We start from the raw sequence: 24,403 nt of genomic DNA, 5'->3' as shown, positions 1-24,403 counted from the left end.
TGGGGAGTTTCAGATTTTTTTCCCAAAAAAATCTGGAACTTCACACGTTCGGGCGGCGCGTCGATCGGTTTCGAGCGGGCTTTCCGAGGCGCACTACCCCACCCAAAAAGAAACCCGCCTTTCGGCGGGCTTCTTTTTGACCTCCCCTGGAGGGGAGGTGGGCATCACCACGTCCACCGCACGCCCACGTCCGCACCACGCCGGTCGACGTGCGTGCCTTCCAAGGATTGCGCATACGACAGCGACACGAACGCGGTCGCACCCGTCCGCAACTTCGCCGACACACCGACATCCACCGTCGCCTGCAAGCCGAGGTCGTGGTTGGCGTAGCTCTGCATCGTTTCCGATGTATCCATCCGCAGCACGGATGCCGCAACCGTCGGTTCGCCGATCGTGTCGGCGACGCCCACCAACATCCACGGCCGCCACATCCCCGACTTCATCTCGATGTCGCGCTCCACGCGCACCGCCGTGCGGGCGTGGCCGAGGAGGCCATCGGCGAGGTTCAGGTCCATGCCGTTGAAGTCGTGGCGGTCCTGCCAATGCACGGCGTCGACCCCCACTTCGACTTCGGGCGCCATCGTCCAGCTATCGCCCATCGCGAACTTGCGGCCGACGTTGGTCGACGCCGACAGCGTGTTGCCGCGCAGCTCGTCGTGCGTGCCGTCCGTGAACACGTCCGCGTCGTGCAGGTAGGCGGACAGCACGAAGTCGGCCCACATGTCGTTCTTCCAGGTGTTGCCGAGATAGAAGCCGCCCATCGGCGTATGCGTGCGGATGTTCGCATCACCCTTCCCCACCGGCCCGCTACCGGCGACCGTGCCGTCGGTCCAGTGGTTGCCGTCGATGTAGCCGAGCACCCAGCCGGCGCGCAGCTTGCGTTCGCCGGTATCTCGCATCTGCGTGTCGGCGCCGATGTACACGCCGTTGATGTCGCCGTCGAAGGCGTAACCGCGGCCCTTCGAAACATGGGTTTCGTCGCCGGACACCGCCATCCAGAAACCGTGGCAGTCGGTCGCGAGTTCGGCCTTGGCGCGGGCGTCGCGATCGTCCTGCATGCGGCAGTCGTCGTGCGCGCGTGCGTCATCGAGGCGGCCGAACACGCGTTGCGTGGCATCGCGCACCGGCAGGCCGCCGATGGTGTGCAACACGGCGACGCCGGGGATTTCCGGGACGACTTCTTCCTGCGTGGTCGTCAGGTACCACGCGTGGTCGGCCTGGTCCTGGCCGAAGGCCCACATCCACGGAGTGCCGTCCAGGCGGACACGGCCGCCGACAGCCTCCGCGGCGACGAAGCCACCGTCGCCGGGCGTGTCGTTGGGGCTGTCGATGACGCGCACCTTCTTCGACATCGGGTCGGTGCCGTCGCTCGTGAAGCGCACGCCGGTCGTGCCGACGATGTTGCCGCCGATGTCCAGGCCGCCCGCGGTGCCGTTGCCGGGTGAGACGAAGACGTCGAGCAGGCTGCCGTTCGATCCGGTGTAGTCCCCGGAAATCGCGAGGCGGTTGGCGCCGACCTCGATGCGGCCTGCATTCTCCACTGCACCGTCGATGCGGGCGCCGGCGCGCGCGTCGAGGCGCGAGGTGACGTCGATCGCGAGCGTGCCGGTGACCAGCGGCGTCGACAGGGTCATCGCACTGCCGTCGAGCAGTTCGGTGCGTTCGAAGCCGGTGGCGGTGAACGGCGCCTCCAGCGTCATGCCGCGGAAGAGCAGGCGATCGTTGCCTGCGCCGCCGGCGATCGTCGCGGCGTCGATCGTCGCCTGCGCGAATTCGACCGTGTCGTCGCCGGCACCGAAATCCAGTGCGCCCTTCACGGTGCCCGCGGCGAAGAAGCGGTCGTCGCCGGTGGTGCCGGTGAAGGTGCCGCGGACGTCGAGCGTCGTGCCGGTGCCGACGAAGGTATCGGCGCTGGTGAGCGTTCCGCCTTCGGCGACGTCGAGCGTGCCGCCGACGAGTTGCACGGTGTCGAACGCCTGCGTCCCCGCGAGCGCCAGGGTGCCGGCGCCGGTTTTGCCCGTGAGCGTGACGTTGCCGCCGAGCGTGGTGAGGTCACCCGCAGTGATCGCGTTGCCGAGCGTGATCGTGTACGTGCCGCTCGAGGGGAAGATCGCGCGGTTGTCGCCATTGGTCCAGCCGATGTCGGCGCCGCCCGTCAACGCGGTGTCGAAGTTCGTCAGCGTGGAGTTCCAGGTGCCGTTGCCGCCGTTGGCGTTGGCCGCGGGATTGCCGCCGTTGACCGTGCCGCCATCCCAGTAGAAGTCGGTCGCATGCACCTGCGCGCACGCCATCGCCAGCAGCGACGGCAGTATCGCGTGGCGGAGCGTGCGGCGTGCGCTGGTGCGTGTCCGCGCCAGCTCCGACACGACGACCCACGCACCGAGCACGCGCGACCAGATGACACGGAAGACATGATTCATCGCACTATCCCCGGGGAATTGCCGAGGACGCTAAGGGTTCGCGGGACGAATCGACATTGACACTTGGGGCATTCGAGCCCTTTCCGATCACGTTGCCCGAACGGGCAATGTCTTGCGGCGGATGGTCGCGATGGACGCATCCGGCGGCATTTGCCCAAGTGGTGCGCGCGAAACGTGCGCGGCGCGGAGACGTTATTCCGTGATCTCGTCCACGAGCGCAACACTGCCGCTCGACTTCCGGACAATCAGGCTCGCCGGGATCATCTGGCTCTCGACCGGCTCGTCGCGGATTTGCCGCAGCAGCGCATCCACCAGCATTTCGCCGGCGCGCTGCGTGTTCTGGTACACCGTCGTCAGCGGCGGGTTGGCGAAGCGCGCCATCGGGATGTCGTCGAACCCGACCACCGAGACATCCTCGGGAATGCGCAAGCGCTGCTCGGCCAGCGCACGCATCGCGCCGATCGCGATCAGGTCGCTGGCCGCGAAGACCGCATCGAAGGGCAGGCCACGTTCGAGCAGCGTGCGCGCCGCCGCATAGCCCGCGTCTTCCGAACTCTCCGCATCCACCTGCAATGCCGGATCCATGCCCACGCCCAGGTCGTGCAAGGCCACGTCGCAGCCGCGGTAGCGCGCGAAGAATTCCGGATAACGCGTGCTCGCATCGCCGAGGAAGGCGACCTTCCGCCGCCCGACCGAATACAGATGCTCGCCGACCAGTTGCCCGCCGTGGAAATTGTCGCAGCCGATCGAGACGCCCGGTTGCCCCGGGAGCACCGCGCCCCACCGCACGAAGTGCGTGCCCTGCTCCACCAGGCTTTCGAGCGTGCTCTGGTACAGCAGGTAGTCGCCGTAGCCGAGCAGGATCAGGCCGTCGGCCTTCATGCTGTTCTCGTAATCGGCGTGCCAGTCGTTCGACAGCTGCTGGAACGACACCAGCAGGTCCTGCCCGTGCTTGGCGCACGCGCGCGTGATCGAGCCGAGCATCGACAGGAAGAACGGGTTGATGTGCGATTCGTCGGGCGTGGGATCTTCGAACAGCAACAAGGCGATGCAACCCGCGCGTTGCGTGCGCAGGCTCGAGGCGTGGCGGTCGACCTTGTAGTTGAGTTCGCGCGCGACCGCTTCCACCCGCTTGCGCGTTTCGATGTTGACTAGGGGGCTGCCGCGCAACACGCGCGAGACCGTCGCCTGCGAAACGCCGGCGCGGTAGGCGATGTCGACGGAGGTGGCTTTCGGCTTCTTCCCCATAGCGGCCGAGGATGACAGGGCCGGGGCCGCCGTGTGAAGGGCCGGGCGTTGACGGTCCCGACATGAACGGGCGTGCGACCATGGGCGCATGGCCAAACCCCCCAGCAAGCGCGGCAGCAGCCGCGGCAAGACCCCGAATTCCGCCGGAGCGCCCAAGGGCGCGAAACCCGGCGCCCCGAAGCACAAGGCGGCGCAACGCCCCGGCTGGATGCCCGCCCCGCCGCCGCCGCTGCGTGGTGCACCGCCGTCGCGCTCCGGTCCGCCACGGCCGGCCCCCAATCGCGATCCGCACCACGCGCGCGAATCGGCTCGGTACGACCAACCCATCGCCAGTCGCGAGATGCTGCTGCGCATCCTCGAAGCCAACGACGGCCCGATGGATGCCGATGCGCTCGCGCAAAAACTCTCGCTCACCGAACCCGACCGCTTCGACGCACTGAGCAAGCGCCTCGGCGCGATGGTGCGCGACGGCCAGTTGCTGCAGAACCGCACCGGTTCCTACGCACCGGCGCAGCGCATGGACCTGATCCCCGGCGTGGTGATCGCGAATCCCGACGGCTTCGGCTTCCTGCGCCCCGATGCGGGTGCGCGCGCCGACGATCTGTTCCTGCCGCCCTTCGAAATGCGCAAGGTGATGCACGGCGATCGCGTGCTCGCCTCGGTCACCGGCATGGATCGTCGCGGGCGTCGCGAAGGCGCGATCGTCGAAGTGCTGGAACGTCGCCTCAATCGCCTGATCGGGCGTTACACGGTCGAAGCCGGTATCGGTTATGTCGTGCCCGACGACCGCCGCATCCAGCGCAACGTGCTCATCCCGCCGGGCGAAACCAGCGATGCGAAGCCCGGCCAGCTCGTCGTCGCCGAACTGGTGCAGGCACCCGATCCGCAGCGCCCCCCGATCGGCAAGATCCTCGCGGTGCTCGGCGACAAGCTGACGGCTTCGCTCGCAGTCGAAGCGGCGATCCACGCCCACGAAATCCCGCACGAATTCCCGCCGCAGGTGCTGGCTGAAGCCACGCTGGTCCCACTCGTCGTCGAAGAATCGATGACGCAGGGCCGCGTCGACCTGCGCAAGCTGCCGCTGGTGACCATCGACGGCGAGGATGCGAAGGACTTCGACGATGCGGTGTATTGCGAACCCACGCGCGATGGCTTCCGCCTGGTCGTGGCCATCGCCGACGTGTCGCACTACGTGCGCCCCGACACGCCGCTCGACGACGAAGCCAAGCTGCGCGCGACCTCCGTGTACTTCCCGGGTTTCGTCGTGCCCATGCTGCCGGAGACGCTGTCCAACGGCATCTGCTCGCTGAAGCCGAACGTGGATCGCATGTGCTTCGTCTGCGACATGCAGATCGATCGCGAAGGCCAGGTCACCAAGTCGAAGTTCTACGAGGCGGTGATGAACTCGCACGCGCGCCTGACCTATACGCAGGTCTGGAACGCGATCGACGAAACCGCGCTGCCCGAATTGCGCGACGAGGCCTTGCAGGTGATCGGCGAACAACTGCCGCAGGTCCAGCGCCTGCACCAGTTGTTCCAGGTGCTGAAGAAGGCGCGCGGCAAGCGCGGCGCCATCGAGTTCGAATCCTCCGAAGTGCGTTTCGTCCTCGGCCCGCAGGGCGAAGTCACGCAGGCCGGCATGCTCCAACGCAACGACGCGCACATGCTGATCGAGGAATGCATGATCGCGGCGAACGTCGAAGCCGCGCGCTACATCCTGAAGAAGAAGATCCCCGCCCCCTTCCGCGTGCACGACAAGCCGCCTGAGCAGAAGTACACCGACCTGCTGGAATTCCTCAAGGAATTCGCGCTCAAGATGCCGCCGTGGTCGAAGGTCGAGCCGCGCGATTTCACCGCGCTGTTGAAGAAGATCCGCGAGCGGCCCGATGCCACGTTGCTGGAATCGGTGCTGCTGCGCAGCCAGTCGCTGGCGGTCTACGCGGCCGAGAACCTCGGCCACTTCGGCCTGGCACTGGATGCCTACGCGCATTTCACCTCGCCGATCCGCCGCTATCCGGACCTGCTGCTCCATCGCGCGATCAAGCACGCGCTGTCCGGCGGCACGGCGGTGGACTTCAAGTACAGTGAGCACGAAATGGCCGCGCTGTGCCTGCAATGCTCGGAGCGCGAACGCCGTGCCGACGAGGCCGAGCGCGAAGTCGACGAGCGTTACCGCGCCGCGTGGATGGAACAACACGTCGGTGGCCAGTTCAGCGGCACGATCAGCGGCGTGACGAGCTTCGGCCTGTTCATCGAACTCGACGAATCCAAGGTCAACGGCCTGGTCCACGTCACGCAGTTGCCGAACGACTATTACCACTTCGATCCGATCCGCAAGACGCTCAAGGGCGAACGCACGGGACGCGAGTTCCGCCTGGGCGATCGCGCCGACATCGTCGTGCTGAAGGCCAGCGTCGAAGATCGCAAGATCGATTTCCGCCTGGTCGAAGAGCGCGGCGAGAAACCCCTGCCGCCGCGTGGCATGCCCGCGAAGAAGGTCAAGCAGCGGTATTGACCCGATGCAGAACGCGCAGCAGCCCGTCGAGATCTTCTGGACCGGTGGATGGGATTCTACCTTCCGCGTGCTGACGGTGCTGCTCGAGCACCGTTTGCGGGTCGCGCCGATCTATCTGCTGGACCGCACGCGCCCGTCGACGCAGATCGAAATCGAGACCATGGACCGGATCCGGGCCGCGCTGGCCGAAACGCATCCGGAGACGCGCACGTTGCTGTTGCCGACGACGATGTCGGAAGTGACGGACATCGCACCGGACGCGGACATCCAGGCCGCGGGAGAGCGGCTCGCGCAACTCGGTGTCGGCAGCCAATACCCGTGGCTCGCGCGCTATTGCAAGCAGCACGGAAAGCGCGAGATCGAGCTGTGCACCGAGAAGGCCGCGCACATCCATGGCGCGGGCGTGGTGCTGTACGACAACATGTCCGGGCCGCTGCCTTCGCCGCATGGCTACACGACGCACCGCATCCTGCCGGACGCGCCCAATCACGATGCCTACCTGATTTTCGGCGCCTTCTCGTTCGCGATGATCGACGTCTCGCGCCCGCGCATGGTCGAAGTCGCCAGGCGCAACGGCTGGGAACCGCTGATGGGCCTGACCTGGTTCTGCCACCGCGCCAAGCGCGACCGCCGGCCCTGCGGGCTCTGCAATCCCTGCATCAACGCGATCGACGAAGGCTTCGGCTGGCGCATCCCGCGGTCGCGACGCGTGTTGTCGGCGCTCTACAAATCGACGCTGTGGCCCTTGCGCAAAGCCGCGAGGAAGTTCGTCCTGCGGCGTCGCATGACCGGCTCGCAGGCCTGATCAATTCCCCACGTGCCGCCGCGCGCGCGCCATGCCGCGGTCGAGCTCGGTCTTCAGGGTCGGATCGCTGACAGGCGCATCCAGGATGTAGACGGCGACATCGTGCGGCGCCACCGTCGCATCGAGGGTTCCGCCACGCGGGACATCGATCGCCGCGCCGCCGAGTGCCGCCTTCCATTGCCCCGGCTGCATCGACGCGCGCACGCTGAAATCCGCCGGCGCGCCGCCCTTGTTGAGCAGCACCAGCGCGATCTGCGCCGTCTTGCCCTGCTGCAACACCCGATAGAACGCCGCGTGGTCACCCTGCATCTCGACGTTCACCTGCAGGCCGCGCTGCAGCGCCGGCGTTTGCGCACGCAGGTTCGCGATGCGGCGCAACTGGCGATAGATACGGCTGCCCGGCGCGGCATCGACGCGTTCCTGGCCGTAATAGTTGCGATTGCCCTGGTGTTCGGCGGTGCCGCGTTCGAAGCCCGTTTCCGATCCGTAGTAGACCGCGGGCGTGCCGCGCAGGGTGAACAGCGCGTTGTTCGCGTCGACGAAGCCATCGTCGGTCGCATCCAGGCGCGCCATGTCGTGGTTGTCGTAGAAGATCATCAGGTCGTACGGATTCGCGTACGGGCCGTTGGTCAGGTACAGCGCCTGGTCGATGCGTTCGAAACCCAGCTGCGCCTTGCCGAAGGCTTCGCCCATCGCTTTCTGCAACGGGAAATCGAGCACGCTCACGCCCGCGTTCTCGGGCAGGGTGTGTTCGGCGATCTTGTTGGCGTCGTACTCGAAGGCTTCGCCGAACATGAAGAAGCCCGGATGCTTCTCGCGGATGCGCGTGGTGAACTTGTGCCAGAACGGATGCGGCATCCAGCCGATCGTGTCGACGCGGAACGCATCGGCGCCCTGCCCGATCCATTGCTCGTACGCGCCGACGAAGTACTCGAGCACGCGCGGGTCGTTCTCGTTGATGTCCGACAACTGCGCCAGCCCGCCCTTGGTGTTGTAAAAGGCGTTGAGCGGGTTGTTCGGATCGAGTTTCTCCGGCGGCAGGTTCATGTGGTCGGCGATCAACTTGCCGTCCTTGTCGAAGATCTGCCCGTATTTCGGCTGCGCCTTCGGCATCGTGTACGCGGGCGAGCCGTGGTTGAGCACGATGTCGAGCACGGTCTTCAGGCCGTGCGCTTTCAAACCCTTGGTCAGGCCGCGGAAATCCAGGTCCTTGCTCGGCAGGTGTTCGTCGAGCTTGTAGAAGTTGTCGCCCCAGTAGCCGTGGTAACCGGTCTTGCCCTTGTCGGTCCACATGCCGCCCCACTTCACCGGCTGGCCGCCGGTGAAGGCTTCGTCGGGGTTGTCGACGATCGGCGAGATCCACACCGCGCCGAATCCCATGTCCTTGATGTAGTCGGCGTTGTCGAGCACGCCGCGGAAGTCGCCGCCGAGATAACCGATGTTGTCGGACTTGCCTTTCGGCGCGTTGGGCACCGGACGATCGAAGGTGTGTAGCGCAGGGCCCTTGCCCTGGTCGCGGTGGTCGTTCGACTTGTCGCCATTGACGAAACGATCCGTGAGGACGAAATAAACGGCGTCGGCCGCGAAGGGTTCGTTGGTGCCGTAGTACTCGACCGGCTTGGGGGCTTCGGCTTTTTTCGCGGGCACGGCGGGGGGCGCGGACGGCGCGCAGCCGGCCAGTGCCACCACACAAACCGCGAGCAGCGCGGGCCTCACGGCGACACCGCCGCGGCCACGCGCGGTGCCGGTTCGCGCACGCGCAACACGCACAATCCGGCGACGATCAGGCTCACGCCACCGATCACCAGTGCATAGATCGGGTGGTTGCCGAAGAACAATTTCAGCATCAATCCCAGCAGGCTCGCCGCCACCAACTGCGGGATGACGATGAAGAAATTAAAGATGCCCATGTAGACGCCCATTTTCCCCGCCGGCAAGGAATCGGACAGCAGTGCGTAAGGCAACGAGAGGATCGAGGCCCACGCGAACCCCACGCCGACCATCGAGAGCAGCAGCCACTGCGGATCGCGGATCACCGCGATCGACAACAGGCCCAGCCCGCCGAGCACGGCGTTGATCAGATGGCTGGTCCGCAAGCCCCAACGTTTGACCATCCACGGAATGACGATCGCCGCCAACGCCGCGAAACCGTTGTACGCAGCGAACAAGACGCCGACCCAGTTCGCGCCTTCGTTGTAGGCAGCCGAGGTGGGGTCTGCGCTGCCGAAGTGCACCTGCGTCACCGCGCCCGTCGTGTAGATCCACATCGCGAACAACGCGAACCACGAGAAAAACTGCACGACCGCGAGCTGGCGCATCGTCGGCGGCATGTCGTACAGGTCGTCCATGATGTTGGCGAAGCCGCTTTCGCCGCCCATCATCGTGCGAACGAGCAGCGCCAGGCCGTAGCCGGCAATCAGGCCGCCGAGGACATACAACTCGCGCGCCCAGCCTTGCATCCACACCGTCGCGATGAAGGCCAGGCCGACAATGAGCCAAGCCAGCGCCGTGGTGCGCATACGGGAAGCGTCGCGCGCGCGCGGTGCGATGGGCGGCGCTTCATCCCACGCGTGCAGTTTCTCCGGCGGATATTCGCGTGTGGTCGCGATCGTCCAGACGATGGCGCCCAGCAACACCGCGCCGCCGAAATAGAACGCGTAATGCACCGTGTCGGGCACCTGGCCCGGACCCGCGGTGTTGGCGACGCCCCACTTCGCCAACAGCCACGGCAACAGGCTCGCGATCACCGAACCCACGCCGATGAAGAAGCTCTGCATCGCGTAGCCGGAGGCGCGTTGCTTCACAGGCAACTGGTCGCCGACGAAGGCGCGGAAGGGCTCCATGGAAATGTTGATCGAGGCATCGAGGATCCACAGCAGGCCCGCGGCCATCCACAACACCGGCGAATTGGGCATCGCGAACAAGGCCAGCGAAGCGAGGATCGCGCCGACGAGGAAATACGGCCGCCGCCGCCCGAGCCCCGTCCACGTGCGATCCGACAGGTACCCGACGATCGGCTGCACGATCAGGCCCGTGAAGGGCGCGGCGATCCACAACATCGGAATGTCGTCCATCGGCGCGCCGAGCGTCTGGAAGATACGGCTCGCATTGGAGTTCTGCAGCGCGAAGCCGAACTGGATGCCGAGGAACCCGAAACACATGTTCCAGATCTGCCAGAACGTCAATGTCGGCTTGGCGGTGGGCGTCGCGGTCATCGCGGGGTGTCCTCGTGGGAACTCAGGGTAGCGGCACGATCGTTAGCGTGCCGATATCGGCTTGGTTGAGCGGGCCCGAAGCCCCGCCCTTGCCGCCGGTGTAGTGGACGAAGTGATCCAGGTCGCTCATGTTCGTGCCGCCCCCGATGCTGAACCTGCATTCGGCGCCGGCCTTCGCCTCGAAGATGGCGGACGTCGAGTCGGTCTCCGCTTCGTTGTGCGGCATGACGACCTTGCCGAAGCGCGCGCCATCGCAATCGCTCTTCTTGCTGCACGACAGCTTCAGGCCTTTGACGCCGGCGGTGATGCCGGTGTTGATCGGCCCGTTGGCGTTGCGATAGCGGAGCGTGACGCGATAGCGGCCGGTTTTCGGCACTTTCCATGTCCGCGGCCAGTCGCCGGTCAGCGTTTGCGACGGGCCCACGCAGGTCGTGCGGGACGGCAGCGATTCGATTTCGTCGGCGATGCGCGTCGCGCTGAAACACTGCGAGACGCCCGTTGCCGGCACTTTGATCGACTTATCGCCATCGAATCGTTCGACGCGTTTTCCGTCGGCGTAAAGCACCGTGCCCGCCGCCATGGAGATTCGCCAGGCATCGCCATCGCGCACCGGTTCCGGCGCCTGCGGCTGCGGGGGCGCGAATTGTGCGCCGTTGCGATGCAGCCGCTGCACGGGAACGTCCTGCGGCACGAGATCGACGATGGTCTGCCGCCCTTCCGTGCGTTGCGTTCCGCCTACCAGCAGCGTGGCGGCGCCGAGCGCCTTCGGCTTGCGCAATTCGATGCTGCGCTCCGGCATTTCAAGCACGATGCTGTCCTTCGTGCCGAACAGATCCGACAGCAACTGCGCCGGAATCATCGGCTGCACCGAACCATCGTCTTCGACGCCGAACACGCCGCGCATCACCATGTCCAGATAGGCCGCCACCGACCACAATTGTCGCGGCGAATTCACCACCGGCCCGCTCAGCTTGCCGTCTTCGAAGTGCACGCTTTGCGTGGTGAGTTCGAAGTTCTCCATGTTCGACCCGGCCTTCGCCGCGCCGCGCATCAGCGAACGGATCTCGAAGGCGATGCGTTCGGGGTTGCGCGTGGTGCGTGCGGCGCGCAGCGCGTACGCGCTGACGAAAGGCCACATTGCGCGGTTGTGGTAGATCGGCGTCTCGGGCTGCTGCGGCCAGATGACCGGGCTTCCGAGTTCTGCGACGGGGTAGTTCGCCAGCGCGCGTTGCGCGCGATCGGGCGGCGCGACGCCGGAAGTGATCGCCAACGACGTGCCCAACAGGTCGTAACTCTCCACCGGCACCGGATGGAACGCGGTGCCGATGTAGCTCATGTACATCCCGCGGTCTTCATTCCAGAAGTGGCGGTTGATGGCATCGCGCAGTGCGTCGGCTTCGCTGGTGTAATGCCCGGGAAGCGTGCGTCCGCTCCGCTCCCGGTCCAGGCGATCGGCCAGGCGCAGCGCTTCGTAATGCAGCACATTGGTCGACAGCGCGAAGGACTCGGCGATGAAGGTCGTGTCCTTCGCCGTCCACGCCGGGTAATTCTGTTCGCGCCAGTCGAGGAAGGAGGTCTCGCCGCGATACAGGCCCATCTGCGCATCGAATGCGAAGGCGCGATCGGTCATCAACGTGCCGAAGAGCGCGCGCTCGACATCGTCCCGGAATGCCGCGTCGTCCACCAGGTGCCGCGCGGCGAGGAACCAGACGACGCGATCGGTGCTGACCGGCCAACTGCCGCCCGAGCCGGTGTCCTGCGCGACTTCCAGGAACTCGGGCCTGCGGTATCCCATGACCTTCGGGTTGCGCACCGCACCCAACTTGAACCGCAACGAGGTCTTCGTCCGCTCCGGATCCAGCTTCGCCAACGCCAGGTCCGCCGCATACGACAGATCGCGCGTCCACACGTAATGCCACTTCTCGCCGGTTTCGAAACACACGCACGGGTACGGTTTCTGATCGTTGAACGACCAGTCGGTGATCGCGTCGACCTTGTCTTTCTCCAATTCGGTCTGCGCGAGCACGAACAGGCGATCGAATTCGGCGCTGGCCGTCCGGGTCTTCATCGCCGGTTCGCCGGCCAAGGCGAGCGCCGGGAGCAATGCCATGAGGCAGCCCGCCACCCGTTCCAAGCCCCGCGGTATGCCACCGGCCATGCGTCCCCCTTTCGTCGCCCCATGGTAGTCGAGCGCCCTGCGCATGGACGGCCCGCCTGCAAACGTATTCAATGCGCGGCTCCGCCCGTGCCGTGGAAGATGGCGCACGGCGCTGCGTCGGGAACCGCACGCGCGCAGCAGGCATTTCGAGGGAACGCATGGACAACAATCGCTGGTGGCGTGGCGCGGTGATCTACCAGATCTACCCGCGCAGCTTCCTGGACACGGACGGCGACGGCGTCGGCGACCTCCCCGGCATCCTCGATCGGCTCGACTACGTCGCCAGCCTCGGCGTCGATGCGATCTGGATCTCGCCCTTCTTCAAATCGCCGATGGCCGACTTCGGTTACGACATCGCCGACTATCGCGCGGTCGATCCCCTGTTCGGCACGCTCGCCGATTTCGACCGCGTGCTGGCGAAAGCGCATGCGCTGGGCTTGCGCGTGATGATCGACCAGGTGCTCAGCCACACCTCGATCGAGCACCAGTGGTTCACCGAAAGCCGCGCTTCGCGCGACAACCCGAAGCACGACTGGTACGTGTGGGCCGACGCGCAACCGGACGGCACGCCGCCCAACAACTGGCTGTCGATCTTCGGCGGCGTGGCGTGGCGCTGGGAACCACGTCGCGGCCAATACTTCCTGCACAACTTCCTCGCCTCGCAGCCCGACCTGAATTTCCACAACCCGGATGTGCAGGCGGCGACGCTCGACAACGTGAAGTTCTGGCTCGACCGCGGCGTGGATGGCCTGCGCCTGGATGCGATCAACTTCTGCTTCCACGACGCGCAACTGCGCGATAACCCGCCCAAGCCCGTCGAACTGCGCACCGGCCGCGGCTTCAGCGCCGACAATCCGTATGCGTTCCAGTACCACTGGTTCAACAACACGCAGCCGGAAAACCTGCGCTTCCTCGAAGACCTGCGCGCGTTGCTCGATCGTCATCCCGGCGCGACTTCGCTCGGCGAGATCTCCTCGGAAGACTCGCTGGCGACGATGGCCGAGTACGTCGGTGACAAGCGCCTGCACATGGGCTACAGCTTCGAGCTGTTGACCGACGATCGCAGCGCCGCCTACATCCGCAAGACGGTCGAGACGCTCGAAGCGAAGATGCCGCACGGCTGGCCGTGCTGGGCGATCTCCAACCACGATGTCGTGCGCGCGGTGTCGCGCTGGGGCAACGGCAAGGACGACGCGGCGCTCGCCGGGCAGTTGATCGCGCTGGTGAGTTCGCTGCGCGGCTCGGTTTGTCTCTACCAGGGCGAGGAACTCGGGCTGACCGAAGCCGAAGTCGCGTTCGAAGACCTGCAGGATCCTTACGGCATCACCTTCTGGCCGAACTTCAAGGGCCGCGACGGTTGCCGCACGCCAATGCCGTGGTCGGATGCACCCAACGGCGGGTTCTCCGCCGACAAGCCGTGGTTGCCCGTGCCGGAGGCGCATCGCGCGCTCAATGTCGCCACCCAGGAGGCGGACGCCGGTTCGGTGCTCAACGGCGCGCGTGCATTCCTGAAATGGCGCAAGCAGCAAGCGGCACTCGTCGACGGGGCCATCGCGTTCCTCGATGCGCCCGAGCCGATCCTGTGTTTCGTCCGCCGTGACGCGGCGCAGTCCATGCTGGTCGCCTTCAACCTGTCGGATACCGAGGTCGAATGGACACTTCCCGAGCATGGCGCGGCGACGCCGTTGCAAGCCCCGGGCACGACGCCCGGCGCGATCCGCGACGGGCGTCTGGTGCTGCCGCCGCGCGGCGTGGTGTACGCCGCGCTCTGAAATCGCTCGCGGCGCTTTGCGTCGCGTGTTGCGCCGGGCCCGTGTTCGCTGCGTTGCCGACGCGCGCGGATTGCGATGATCCCGCGCCTTCGACCGTGCTCGCGACACGCGTGCGCCAGTTGGCGTACGAAACGCTGTCGCCTGCCGAGTTGGACAAGAAGTACGGCGACGCGGCGGATTCACTCGCGCTGGGTGCCTCGTCGAAGGGCTTCGTGCTCTGGGCCCCGACGGCGAAAAATGTGTCCGTTTGCGTGTACGAAGGCCCGAGTTCGACATCGACGGCCTTGCACGCGATGCAGCGCGATGAACGCACCGGCGCCTGGCGCAGCGATGTGCCCGTGCGCGAAGGCACGTATTACCTGTACCTGGTCGACGTGGTGGCCGGCACCGCTTTGGTCCGCCAGCGCGTCACCGATCCCTACTCGGTTGCGCTCGCGGCGAACGGCACGCGCAGCCTGTACGTCGATCTCGATTCGCCCGCAACGAAACCGGAAGGTTGGGACCCGAAGGCGACGCCCAAACGCATCGCCTCGCAGACCGACCTGGTGATCTACGAACTCCACGTCCGCGATTTCTCGCGCGACGACGCCACCGTTCCCGCCGCGCATCGCGGCAAGTACCTCGCGTTCACCAATACGCAGTCGGCGGGCATGCGCCATCTGCGCGCATTGGCCGATGCGGGCGTGACCGACATCCATTTGCTACCGGTGTTCGACTTCGCGACCGTTCCCGAGCGCGATTGCGATCCCAATGGCGACGCCGCCCACGACTGCTTCAACTGGGGCTACGACCCGGTCCACTTCAACGTACCCGAAGGCAGTTACGCGAGCGACGCGGACGGCATCGCGCGCATCATCGAATTCCGACGCATGGTGCAGGCGCTGCACGCCGCCAACCTGCGCGTGGGCATGGACGTGGTCTACAACCACACGATGGCCGCCGGCCAGGCGCCGTGGTCGGTGCTCGATCGCATCGTCCCCGGCTACTACCATCGTTATAACGACGACGGCACGCTCGCGACGTCGACGTGTTGCGCGAACACCGCCACCGAACATCGCATGATGGCCAAGCTCATGCGCGATTCGGTCGTGCTGTGGGCCACGCAATACGGCATCGATTCCTTCCGCTTCGACCTGATGGGCCACCAACCCCGCGCGGCGATGGAAGACCTGCAGCGCGCGCTCAAGACGGCGACCGGCCACGACGTCCCCCTGATCGGCGAAGGCTGGAACTTCGGCGAAGTGGCCGACGGCAAGCGCTTCGTGCAGGCCTCGCAACTCTCGCTCGGTGGCTCGGGCATCGCGACCTTCAGCGATCGCGCACGCGACGCCGTGCGCGGCGGCGGTCCCGGCGACAAGATGCCTGCACTGGTCGAATCGAAAGGCTGGATCAACGGCGGCGCCAACGACACGAACGCCGACATGGTGCGCGTCGGCCTGGCGGGCACGCTGCGCGATTACCTGCTCGACGGACGACCGCTTTCGAAAATCGACTACCACGGCCAACCCGCGGGTTACGCAACGCAACCCGGCGAAGTCGTCAACTACGTCGAGAACCACGACAACCAGACCCTGTACGACATCGATCAACTGAAACTGCCGAAGGACACGCCCCCCGACGAACGCGCGCGCGTGCAACTGCTCGGCACCGCGACCACCGCCTTCAGCCAGGGCATCGCCTACTTCCACGCGGGCATCGACGTCCTGCGTTCGAAGAAGCTCGATGGCAACAGCTTCGATTCCGGCGACGCGGCCAATCGCCTCGACTGGTCCTATCGCGACAACGGCCAGGGCGCGCGACCGCAGGACATCGCCTTCATGCGCGATGCCTTCCGCGACCTGCTGCGCATCCGCGCGAGCTCGACCCTGTTCCGCCTCCCCACGCGCGACGACGTCATCGCACGACTCACGTTCCCGCAGACGAACACCCCCGACCTCATCGCCGCCCGCCTCGACGGCAAAGGCCTTGAAGGCGCGCGATTCCCGGCCGTGCAGTACTTCCTCAACGCATCCACGCAAACGCGCAGCATCACCCTGCCCGCCGCACGCGGCGAACCCTGGATCCTGCACCCCGTCCATCTCTCGCCGACGGCTGCAGACCCCCGCCCCCGCGACGCCCGCTTCGACCGCGCGACCGGCGAATTCACGATCCCTCCGCGCACCGCCGTCGTCTTCGTGCAACCTGAAAGCACAGTGTTGCCCGACCTGCTGACCTTCCGCCTCCCCGCACACCTCTCGGAAGACGAAGACATCACCGTCGACGTCCAACGCCCCGCCGTCTACGACACACAAGAACGCTACCCCGTCCTCTACCTCGACGACGGCCAGGACTTCGCCGACGTCCACGTCCGCGACACCATGGAAAAACTGCGCAACGAGATAGCCCCCTTCATCGTCGTCGCCATCCACATGCCGCGGGACCGCATGGCCGGCTACGGCCTCGCCAACCGCGCCAAAGGCCAAAGCGTCATCGCACCCACGAAATACGGCCCCGTCGGCGCGAACGCACAGGCTTACTCGGAATGGGTCGTCCGCACACTGATCCCCTACGTCGACACACACTGGAACATCCAGCCCAACCCAAACGGCCGCACCATCCTCGGCTGGTCCCTCGGCGGCATCAACGCCTTCTCGCTAGGCTGGAACTACCCCGAAGTCTTCGGCCAAATCGGCGCCTTCTCCCCCTCGTTCTGGCTGTCGAACGACAACAAGGCAGGCATCGCGCAAAACCTCGTCGCCGACTCCCCGCCCAAACATGGCCTGCGGGTTTACTTCGCGGCGGGCACGAAGGAAGAAGAAAGCGACCGCGACAAGAACGGCGTCATCGACGTGATCGACGATGCGAAAGACGTGGCGAACCTGCTCCGCACACACGGCAACAACGACGTCAAAGTCGTCGAACTACAAGGCGGCATCCACCGCCAATCCTCGTGGGCACAAATGCTCCCACCCTTCCTCCAGTGGGCCTTTCCCAAACAATGATCGGCTCCCTGCAAAGCTTGCTTTGCAGCCCCCAATGAAAGCTCGGGCGAAAGCCCCCTGATCGAAGCGACCCCGCAAGGTCGATGCCCCAGCGTGGGGAGTTTCAAATTTTTTTCCCAAAAAAATTTGGAACTCCCCACGTTCGGGCGACGCGCAAAATCGGTTCCGAGCGGGCTCTACTACCAAACCTAGCCCGTCATCTGCTCCAACTCCATCCCCTTGGTCTCACGAACCGCCCGATAAACAAACACGTAAGACACCACCGCAAACGCCGCATACAACCCGTAAGCAAACGCCAACCCGATCTCAGCCAACCCCGGAAACGTAGCAGTAATCACGAAGTTGGCAATCCACTGCGCCGAAGCCGCGACAGCGAGCGCAATCGCCCGAATCCGATTGGGGAACATCTCCCCCAACAACACCCACACCATCGGCCCCCAACTCAACCCGAAACACACCACGTACAAATTCGCCGAAACCAGAGCGACCATGTTCCAGGGCGCCGGCAACGACAACCCATCTGCCGTCGAAACCGCATTCGCGAAACACACCGCCATCGCGCCCAGCGTCACCGCCATCCCAGCAGAACCAACGAGCAACAACGGCTTCCGCCCCACCTTGTCGACCAACGCAATGGCCACCAAGGTCACCAACACATTGACCACCGACGTCGCCACCGTGATCTCGAACGAATCGGCCTCGCTGAACCCGACCGAATGCCACAGCGTCGCGCTGTAATAGAAGATCACGTTGATGCCCACGAACTGCTGGAACACCGACAACAAAATGCCCACCCACACGATCGGCAACAGCCCCATCCGCGGCCCGCGCAGATCGGACAACCGCGGCACATACTCCGAACGCAGGCTGTCGCGGATATCGGCGACCTTCGCCTCCAGCGCAGTTTCGTTCTTCATGTCGAGCACATCGCGCAACACCTGCTTGGCCTGCGCCAGCCGGCCCTTCGCGACGAGATGGCGCGGCGATTCGGGCACCCCGAAGACGAGCGCGCCGTAGATCAGCGCCGGCACGATCGCGACGAGGAACATCCAACGCCACGCGCCCAGCCCGAACCACAAGGGCTGCGCCGCACCGCCCGCACTGTTCGCGAGCCACGCATCGGCGAGCAGCGAGGCGAAGATGCCGAGCACGATCGCGAGCTGCTGCATCGACCCCAGCCGCCCGCGCACGTGCGCCGGCGAGACCTCGGCGATGTAGGTCGGCGCGATCACCGACGCCACGCCCACGCCGATGCCGCCCACGATGCGCCACAGGATCAGGTCCCACACGCCGAACGCGAGCCCCGCGCCCAATGCGCTGACGGCGAGGAAGGCCGCCGCGACCCGCATCGTGTGCACGCGCCCGAAGCGATCCGCCAGCGGACCTGCATACCACGCACCGAGCGCGGAACCGAGCAACGCACAGGACACCGCGAACCCCGTGGCCGTCGCGCTCAATCCGAATTCACCGCGGATCGCGTCGACCGCTCCGTTGATCACCGCGGTGTCGTAGCCGAACAAAAAGCCGCCCAATGCGGCGCAGGCGGAGATCAACAGCACGCGAATGGTGGCGTGCTGTTCGATCGCGGGTGCGGCTGTATTCATTTCGGTGTTTCCCCCAGGGTGTGCGGTACTTACGGAATCTTGAGCGGTCCGACGGCGTCGAGCACGCGCGGGTCGCGCGCCGCATCGCCACCACCGAAGGCATGCGGGCCGGCCTGCGGCGCGAGTGCGCGCCAGCCGCCGTCGTAGTCCCAGGTCGTCACGTACACGCGCGCGTTTTCCAGGTCGGTCGCGCGCAACAACGTGGTGGCCGGCAACGTGAACGTGATCGTGCGCGCCTTCGCATCCACGCGCATGCGCGCGGCCGGCATGATCGGCATGCCCTCGATGGTCGCGGACGCACCGCTGGCGGAGAACGCCGCGTTCGTCCATCCGTTCGCGCGCAGGTGGACGTCCCATTCCATGCCTTCGGGAAGCACGCCGTTCTGCAAGGGCATCGCGGTGGCGCCGCCGCGCAGTTTCGGCAGGTCGATGAAGATCGAGAACGCCACGTGGTCGAAACCGTTGGGCGGATTCCACGCCGTGGACAACATCCGCATGCGGAGCACGATCTGCATCGCACCGCCCGAGGTGGAAATCGCGACATGTTCGATGTCGCCCGGATGGTCCGCATAACCGGCATCGGTGGGATACGTGTAGCGCCCGCCCGGGCCGGTGTCGTCGCCCTGCGGGTCGTCCTGGAACACGCCCAGCTTCCAGGGGCGCGCGATCTTGAAGGTGCGGCGTTCGCTCGCGTTCTTCGTCGCGGGCTCGTAGACGACCACGGCGTGTTCGACCTCGGGGTCGATCATGCGCGCGGTATCGATCAGCGCTTCCCAGTGGCCGTCCTTCGGCGTGACGACGCGGCCGTGGATCGCGTCGTCGTCGATCACCACGCGGATCGGCTCCGAACCGATGGACGTGCCGCGGATGGTGAAGTCGCCGGTGAACAGATCCTGCGGCAAGGCATCGATCGTCGGCGGACGCATGCCGATCGACGGCGGCGCCCATTGGCCGAGCCCCTTCCACACCACGCCCGATCGCGGCGGCAACAGCGCGGTCGCGCGGCCTTGCCGATCGACGGCGATCGACGGGATCTCCGCGTCGACGGCGAACACCGTGGAAAGCGCCGAATCGGGCGCCGCGCCGGTGTCGATGTTGTCGAGCAACACGCTGTTGCTCGCCGTATTGATCGCCACGATCGCGATGGCGCCGTCCGGCCCTTGCACGCGCCACGCGATGGGACCCGGGCCCACGCGGTTTTCGCGCAACACCGTCGGCGTGCCGCGCGAAAAGAGCTTATCGCCGCGACGCAGCGCGATCACGCGCTGCAGATACTGGTACAGCGGCGCGGACACATCGAAGTTGTCGTGGCCGCCCGAACCATACCCACCCGCGAACATCGAACCGCGCATCTCCGTGAAGCCCTGCTCGGTGCCCTGCCAGATCACGGGAATGCCGGGCAGCGTCATCAGCATCAGCAGCGCCTGCTTCAACGCCGTCTCGTCGCCCTGCACGAGGAAGCGATCCACGTCGTGGTTGTCGAGGAAGGTCGGCATGCGCCACGGATCGGCGAACACCTGCATGCGGCGGCGAATGCGGTCGCCCAGTTGCGCCGTCGGCGCGCCGCGCGCGAAGACATCCAGCGCCGTGCCGTACAGCGGGAAGTCGATCATGCCCGGCAACGCGCGCGTCCCGTCGGGCATGCGCATGTAGGCATCGATGCGCTGCGATTGCGTACCGTCGAAGGGCTTGTCGAGCGCGAAGCCCTCGCCGAAGACGTGGAATTCCTTGCGGCCGGTTTCGTTCGCCACGCGCTCGATGCCGGGTGCCTGCGGGTCGTCGGCGCGCAGGAAATCGACGAAGAACGCCGGCGGCACGTAGAACGCGGTGTCGACGCGGAATCCGTCGACGCCTACCTCGCGGATCCAGTTGCCGTAGGTCGCACGGAATGCACGGCGCACTTCGGGCGATTCGGTGTCGATGTCGTCCAGGCCTGCGAGTTGCCAGGTCAGGCGTTGCGTATCGCTGCCGAAATCGCGGATGTCGGGCGTCCAGTGATAGATCGCCTGCGCGCGTTGGGCCGGATCGCGCGGATCGTTGCGGTCGAACGGCGTTTGCGTCGGCGCGCCCTGCCCCTGCGTGTCGCGCACGAAGGACAGGCCGCGCGCGGGATCGGCCGCATCGGGCACGTCTTCGTATCGGAAGAAGTCCGCGGTGTGGTTCACCACGATGTCCTGCACCAGCACCATCTGTTCGCCATGCAAGGCGCGCGCGAGGGCCTGGTAATCGGCGAGCGTGCCGAAATGCGCGTCGACCTTCGAGAAATCCGTCGCCCAATAGCCGTGGTAGCCGCCGTAGTGCGCGCGCGGGCTCCACCATTGGTTGGCCACCGGCGGCGTGATCCAGACGCCGGAAGCGCCGAGCGCCTTGATGTAGGGAATGCGGTCGCGGACGCCACGCAGGTCGCCGCCACTCCACTTCGCGCCGTCCCCCGGATCGAACTCGCCGGCGTGCTGGTCGTCGTTGGCGCGGTCGCCGTTGGCGAAGCGATCGATCATCAGCAGGTACAGGACCTGGTCGCGCCAGTCGGGCGAGGGAATGTGCTGCGGCCCCTCCTGCGGCGCCGCCGCCAAGGCACTTCCCGCGCTCCCGAGCGTGCACGCGAGCCATGCCCCGAGCCGGGCGAAGGCCCGGAACTGCGCGGTGCGAGGCGAGCGTGGACCTGAATGCATGGGGCGTGGGGCGGACGTCGAAGGCGTGGTCCGGACTATTCCACGCATCGCGACACCGGCGCGGATGGCCCGACAAGCGGCCGTAATGAATACGTATGCAGAAAACGTCGGCGGCCCCGGACCTGCGCCTACCATCCGTCACGGGGAAAACATCTTTCGGAGGGGAACAAATGCAGCAACTGAAACGCAACCTGCTCAGCGTGGCGCTCGCGTCGGCCACGATGATGCTGGCGACGGGCGCCTGGGCGCAGTCGACCACCAGCACCACCAACGACCCTGCCGCCAAGCCGCAGGAAAAGGAAACGCCGGAACAGCTGGCCGCCAAGCAACAGGCCAAGCAGCTCCAGACGGTCACCGTCCAGGGCATCCGCGTCGGTATCGAGCAAGCCAACACGATCAAGAAGGAATCGACCTCGATCGTCGAAGCCATCTCGGCCGAAGACATCGGCAAGCTGCCCGACATCTCCATCGCCGAATCGATCTCGCGCCTGCCGGGCCTTGCCGCGCAACGCGTCGGGGGACGCGCGCAGGTGATCAGCGTCCGCGGCCTGTCGCCCGACTTCGCGACCACGCTGCTCAACGGCCGCGAAATGGTCAGCACCGGCGACAACCGCTCGGTCGAATTCGACCAGTACCCCTCCGAACTCATGGCGGGCGTCACCGTCTACAAGACGCCGGACGCAGCGCTCGTGGGCCAGGGCCTGTCGGGCACCATCGACATGCGCACCGTGCGCCCGCTCGACTTCGACAAGCCGGTGTACGCGCTCAGCGCGCGCTACCAGCGCAACTCGCTCGGCTCGGCGGCCAACGCCGACGGCGACGGCAACCGCATCAACGCCAGCGTGATCACGCAGATGGCCGGCGGCGACCTCGGCCTCGCGCTCGGCTTCTCGCATTCGGACATTCCGATCCAGGAAGAGCAGACCGGCCTGTATGAGCCGTGGACGCGCACCGATGCCACCAGGAACATCAACCGCAACGGCGTGCCGGACAACACCTTCGTCACCGACGGCGGCAAGGCCCTGCGCCGCACCGGTTACATCCGTCGCAATGCGGCGATGGCCACGGTGCAGTTCGCGCCGATCAGCGAGTGGACCTCCACGCTGGACATCTTCCACACCTCCGCCGTGCAGGAAGACACCGCCAACCAGTTCGAAGCGAACTTCAACTACAACGGCAATCCCGTCGGGCAGGTCTGGACGCCGAACGTCAACGGCAACGGCACCCTCGTCGGCGGCACGCTGACCAACGCCTACCCGCTCGTGCGCGGCATGTACAACAAGCGCGAAGACACGATCGACGGCGTGGGCTGGGCCAATGCGATCCGCATCAACGACCAGGTGAACCTCACCACCGACATCAGCTGGTCGAAGTCGCACCGCGACGAGCTGAGCCTGGAAAACAACACGCAGCTGTTGCCGAACCCCTCGTTCGACACGCTGCAGCTCGCCTTCCCCGAATCGGGCTTCGCCACGATCCATCCGGGCCGCGATTACTCCGATTCCAACAGCCTGTTCCTCGCCAACACGATCTACGGCTCGGGTTACGGCAAGACGCCGAAGGTCGTCGACGAGCTGAAGAGCGCCAAGGTCAACCTGAACTTCGCCTCGCCCTTCCTCGAGAGCATGTTCTCGGACTGGGACGTCGGCGCCAACTACGCCACGCGCGAGAAGGACAAGCGCCAGCCCGAAGGCAACATCAACCTCGGCCCGCAGGGCGTCACCTCGATCGCACCGGACCTGCAGTACGGCCTGGTCGACCTGACCTTCGCCGGCGTGGGCTACGTGCCGTCCTGGAACGTGCCGGGCGCCGTCGCGCGTTACATGACCTTCAACCCGGGTGAAGACGCGTCGTACCTGGTCGGAAAGGCCTGGACGATCAACGAGGACATCACCTCCGGTTGGCTGCGCGGCAACATCGACACGACCTGGGGTTCGATTCCGGTGCGCGGCAACGTCGGCATCCAGATGCAGCACACCGACCAGTCGTCGGATTCGTACTACTGGGATCCCTCGCAGCCGGCCGGCCAGAACCGCATCCCGTACGGCAACGGCAAGACCTACACCGACTGGCTGCCGAGCCTGAACCTCGCGTTCTCGTTCTCGCACGACCAGACGCTGCGTTTCGCCGCGGCCCGCCAGGTCGCGCGCGCACGCCTCGACCAGCTGCGCTCCTCGTTCGAGTTCGGCGTGGCCACCGGCGGCCCGGACGTCGGCACGGTCCAGGGTTCGGGCGGCAACCCGCTGCTGGATCCGTGGCGCGCCAACGCGTACGACATCTCCTATGAGAAGTACTTCGACGGCACGAAGGGTTACGTGTCCGCCGCGGCCTTCTACAAGGACCTCGTCACGTACATCTACACCGAGCGCCGCGCGTACGACTTCACGCCGTTCATCACGCCCGACCTCACCCCGCAGCCCACCACGCCGATCGGCGGCTTCACCGCGCCGTACAACGCGAAGGGCGGCTACCTGCAGGGCCTGGAACTGACGGCCTCGCTGCCGCTGGACCTGTTCTGGGACGCGGCCGAAGGCTTCGGCGTCGTCGCCAGCGCCTCGTTCTTCGACAGCAACATCTCGATCCCGCCGGATCCGAGCAGCGTGTCGAGCGTGGGGTCGCAGGACATCTCGCTGCCGGGCCTGTCGGACGAGGTGTACAACTTCACGGCGTACTACACGCACGGCGGTTTCGAAGCGCGCATCAACCAGCGCTGGCGTTCGGACTTCATCGGCGAGATCAGCAACTTCGCCGCCGAGCGCACGCTGCGGTTCGTCGAAGGCGAGGACCAGACCGACGCGCAGGTGAGCTACTCCTTCGGCGAAGGCTCGGCACTGAAGGGCTTCACGATGCTCCTGCAGGCCAGCAACCTCACCAACGCGCCGTACCGCACCTATACCAACACGAAGGACCGCCCGCTCGAGAACATCGAATGGGGCCGCACCTACCTGCTGGGCGTGAGCTACAAGTTCTGATCCAACGCAACAAACGCGAAGCCGTGTGACCTCCACCCCTG

Annotated in this window: 12 protein-coding genes; 5 read left to right on the top strand and 7 right to left on the bottom strand. The window is 66.0% G+C overall.

Translation table 11 applies throughout. The features are described from left to right. Nucleotides 1–164 precede the first annotated feature (164 nt). Entirely contained in the window at nt 165–2,420 is a 2,256-nt protein-coding gene (locus AC1DOM_RS07110) for an autotransporter outer membrane beta-barrel domain-containing protein (RefSeq protein ID WP_498961676.1), read from the bottom strand. Nucleotides 2,421–2,612: 192 nt separating this feature from the next. Further along, nucleotides 2,613–3,668, bottom strand: a complete 1,056-nt coding sequence (locus AC1DOM_RS07105) for a LacI family DNA-binding transcriptional regulator (protein WP_498961674.1) — start codon at nt 3,666–3,668, stop codon at nt 2,613–2,615. 88 nt (nt 3,669–3,756) lie between these two features. Here AC1DOM_RS07105 and rnr point away from each other — a divergent pair, with 88 nt between their 5' ends. Together rnr and AC1DOM_RS07095 are read left to right on the top strand one after the other, a co-directional pair. Beyond that, on the top strand, nt 3,757–6,183 hold the full coding sequence (gene rnr, locus AC1DOM_RS07100; RefSeq protein ID WP_498961672.1) for a ribonuclease R: 2,427 nt from the start codon (nt 3,757–3,759) through the stop codon (nt 6,181–6,183). 4 nt (nt 6,184–6,187) lie between these two features. Next, on the top strand, nt 6,188–6,988 hold the full coding sequence (locus AC1DOM_RS07095; protein ID WP_498961670.1) for a hypothetical protein: 801 nt from the start codon (nt 6,188–6,190) through the stop codon (nt 6,986–6,988). On the opposite strand, the gene AC1DOM_RS07090 is transcribed toward AC1DOM_RS07095, so the two are convergent. The 3 genes from AC1DOM_RS07090 to AC1DOM_RS07080 are packed head-to-tail and all read right to left on the bottom strand — an operon-like array spanning nt 6,989 to nt 12,313. Then, on the bottom strand, nt 6,989–8,668 hold the full coding sequence (locus AC1DOM_RS07090; RefSeq protein WP_498961941.1) for an alpha-amylase family glycosyl hydrolase: 1,680 nt from the start codon (nt 8,666–8,668) through the stop codon (nt 6,989–6,991). 32 nt (nt 8,669–8,700) lie between these two features. Further along, nucleotides 8,701–10,203: an MFS transporter gene (locus AC1DOM_RS07085; protein ID WP_498961668.1), complete on the bottom strand. Its 1,503-nt coding sequence runs from the start codon at nt 10,201–10,203 to the stop codon at nt 8,701–8,703. Between the two features lie 22 nt (nt 10,204–10,225). Continuing rightward, on the bottom strand, nt 10,226–12,313 hold the full coding sequence (locus AC1DOM_RS07080; RefSeq protein ID WP_498961666.1) for a glucosidase family protein: 2,088 nt from the start codon (nt 12,311–12,313) through the stop codon (nt 10,226–10,228). Nucleotides 12,314–12,519: 206 nt separating this feature from the next. On the opposite strand from AC1DOM_RS07080, the gene AC1DOM_RS07075 reads away from it, so the two are divergent. Beyond that, the gene (locus tag AC1DOM_RS07075; RefSeq protein ID WP_498961664.1) at nt 12,520–14,133 is read left to right on the top strand and encodes an alpha-glucosidase family protein; all 1,614 of its coding nucleotides are present in this window, start codon (nt 12,520–12,522) and stop codon (nt 14,131–14,133) included. Between the two features lie 95 nt (nt 14,134–14,228). Beyond that, the gene (locus AC1DOM_RS07070) at nt 14,229–17,114 is read left to right on the top strand and encodes an alpha-1,6-glucosidase domain-containing protein (protein WP_498961662.1); all 2,886 of its coding nucleotides are present in this window, start codon (nt 14,229–14,231) and stop codon (nt 17,112–17,114) included. A 188-nt stretch (nt 17,115–17,302) separates the two neighbouring features. Here the strand turns inward: AC1DOM_RS07070 and AC1DOM_RS07065 are convergent, their stop codons facing one another. After that, the gene (locus AC1DOM_RS07065) at nt 17,303–18,718 is read right to left on the bottom strand and encodes a sugar porter family MFS transporter (RefSeq protein WP_498961660.1); all 1,416 of its coding nucleotides are present in this window, start codon (nt 18,716–18,718) and stop codon (nt 17,303–17,305) included. Between the two features lie 29 nt (nt 18,719–18,747). Continuing rightward, on the bottom strand, nt 18,748–21,291 hold the full coding sequence (locus AC1DOM_RS07060; RefSeq protein WP_498961658.1) for an alpha-amylase family glycosyl hydrolase: 2,544 nt from the start codon (nt 21,289–21,291) through the stop codon (nt 18,748–18,750). A 269-nt stretch (nt 21,292–21,560) separates the two neighbouring features. Here AC1DOM_RS07060 and AC1DOM_RS07055 point away from each other — a divergent pair, with 269 nt between their 5' ends. Beyond that, nucleotides 21,561–24,362, top strand: a complete 2,802-nt coding sequence (locus AC1DOM_RS07055) for a TonB-dependent receptor (protein WP_498961656.1) — start codon at nt 21,561–21,563, stop codon at nt 24,360–24,362. Nucleotides 24,363–24,403 lie beyond the last annotated feature (41 nt).

This window comes from Lysobacter sp. P5_B12, assembly GCF_056400425.1.
This window is presented reverse-complemented; position numbering and strand designations above follow the sequence as displayed.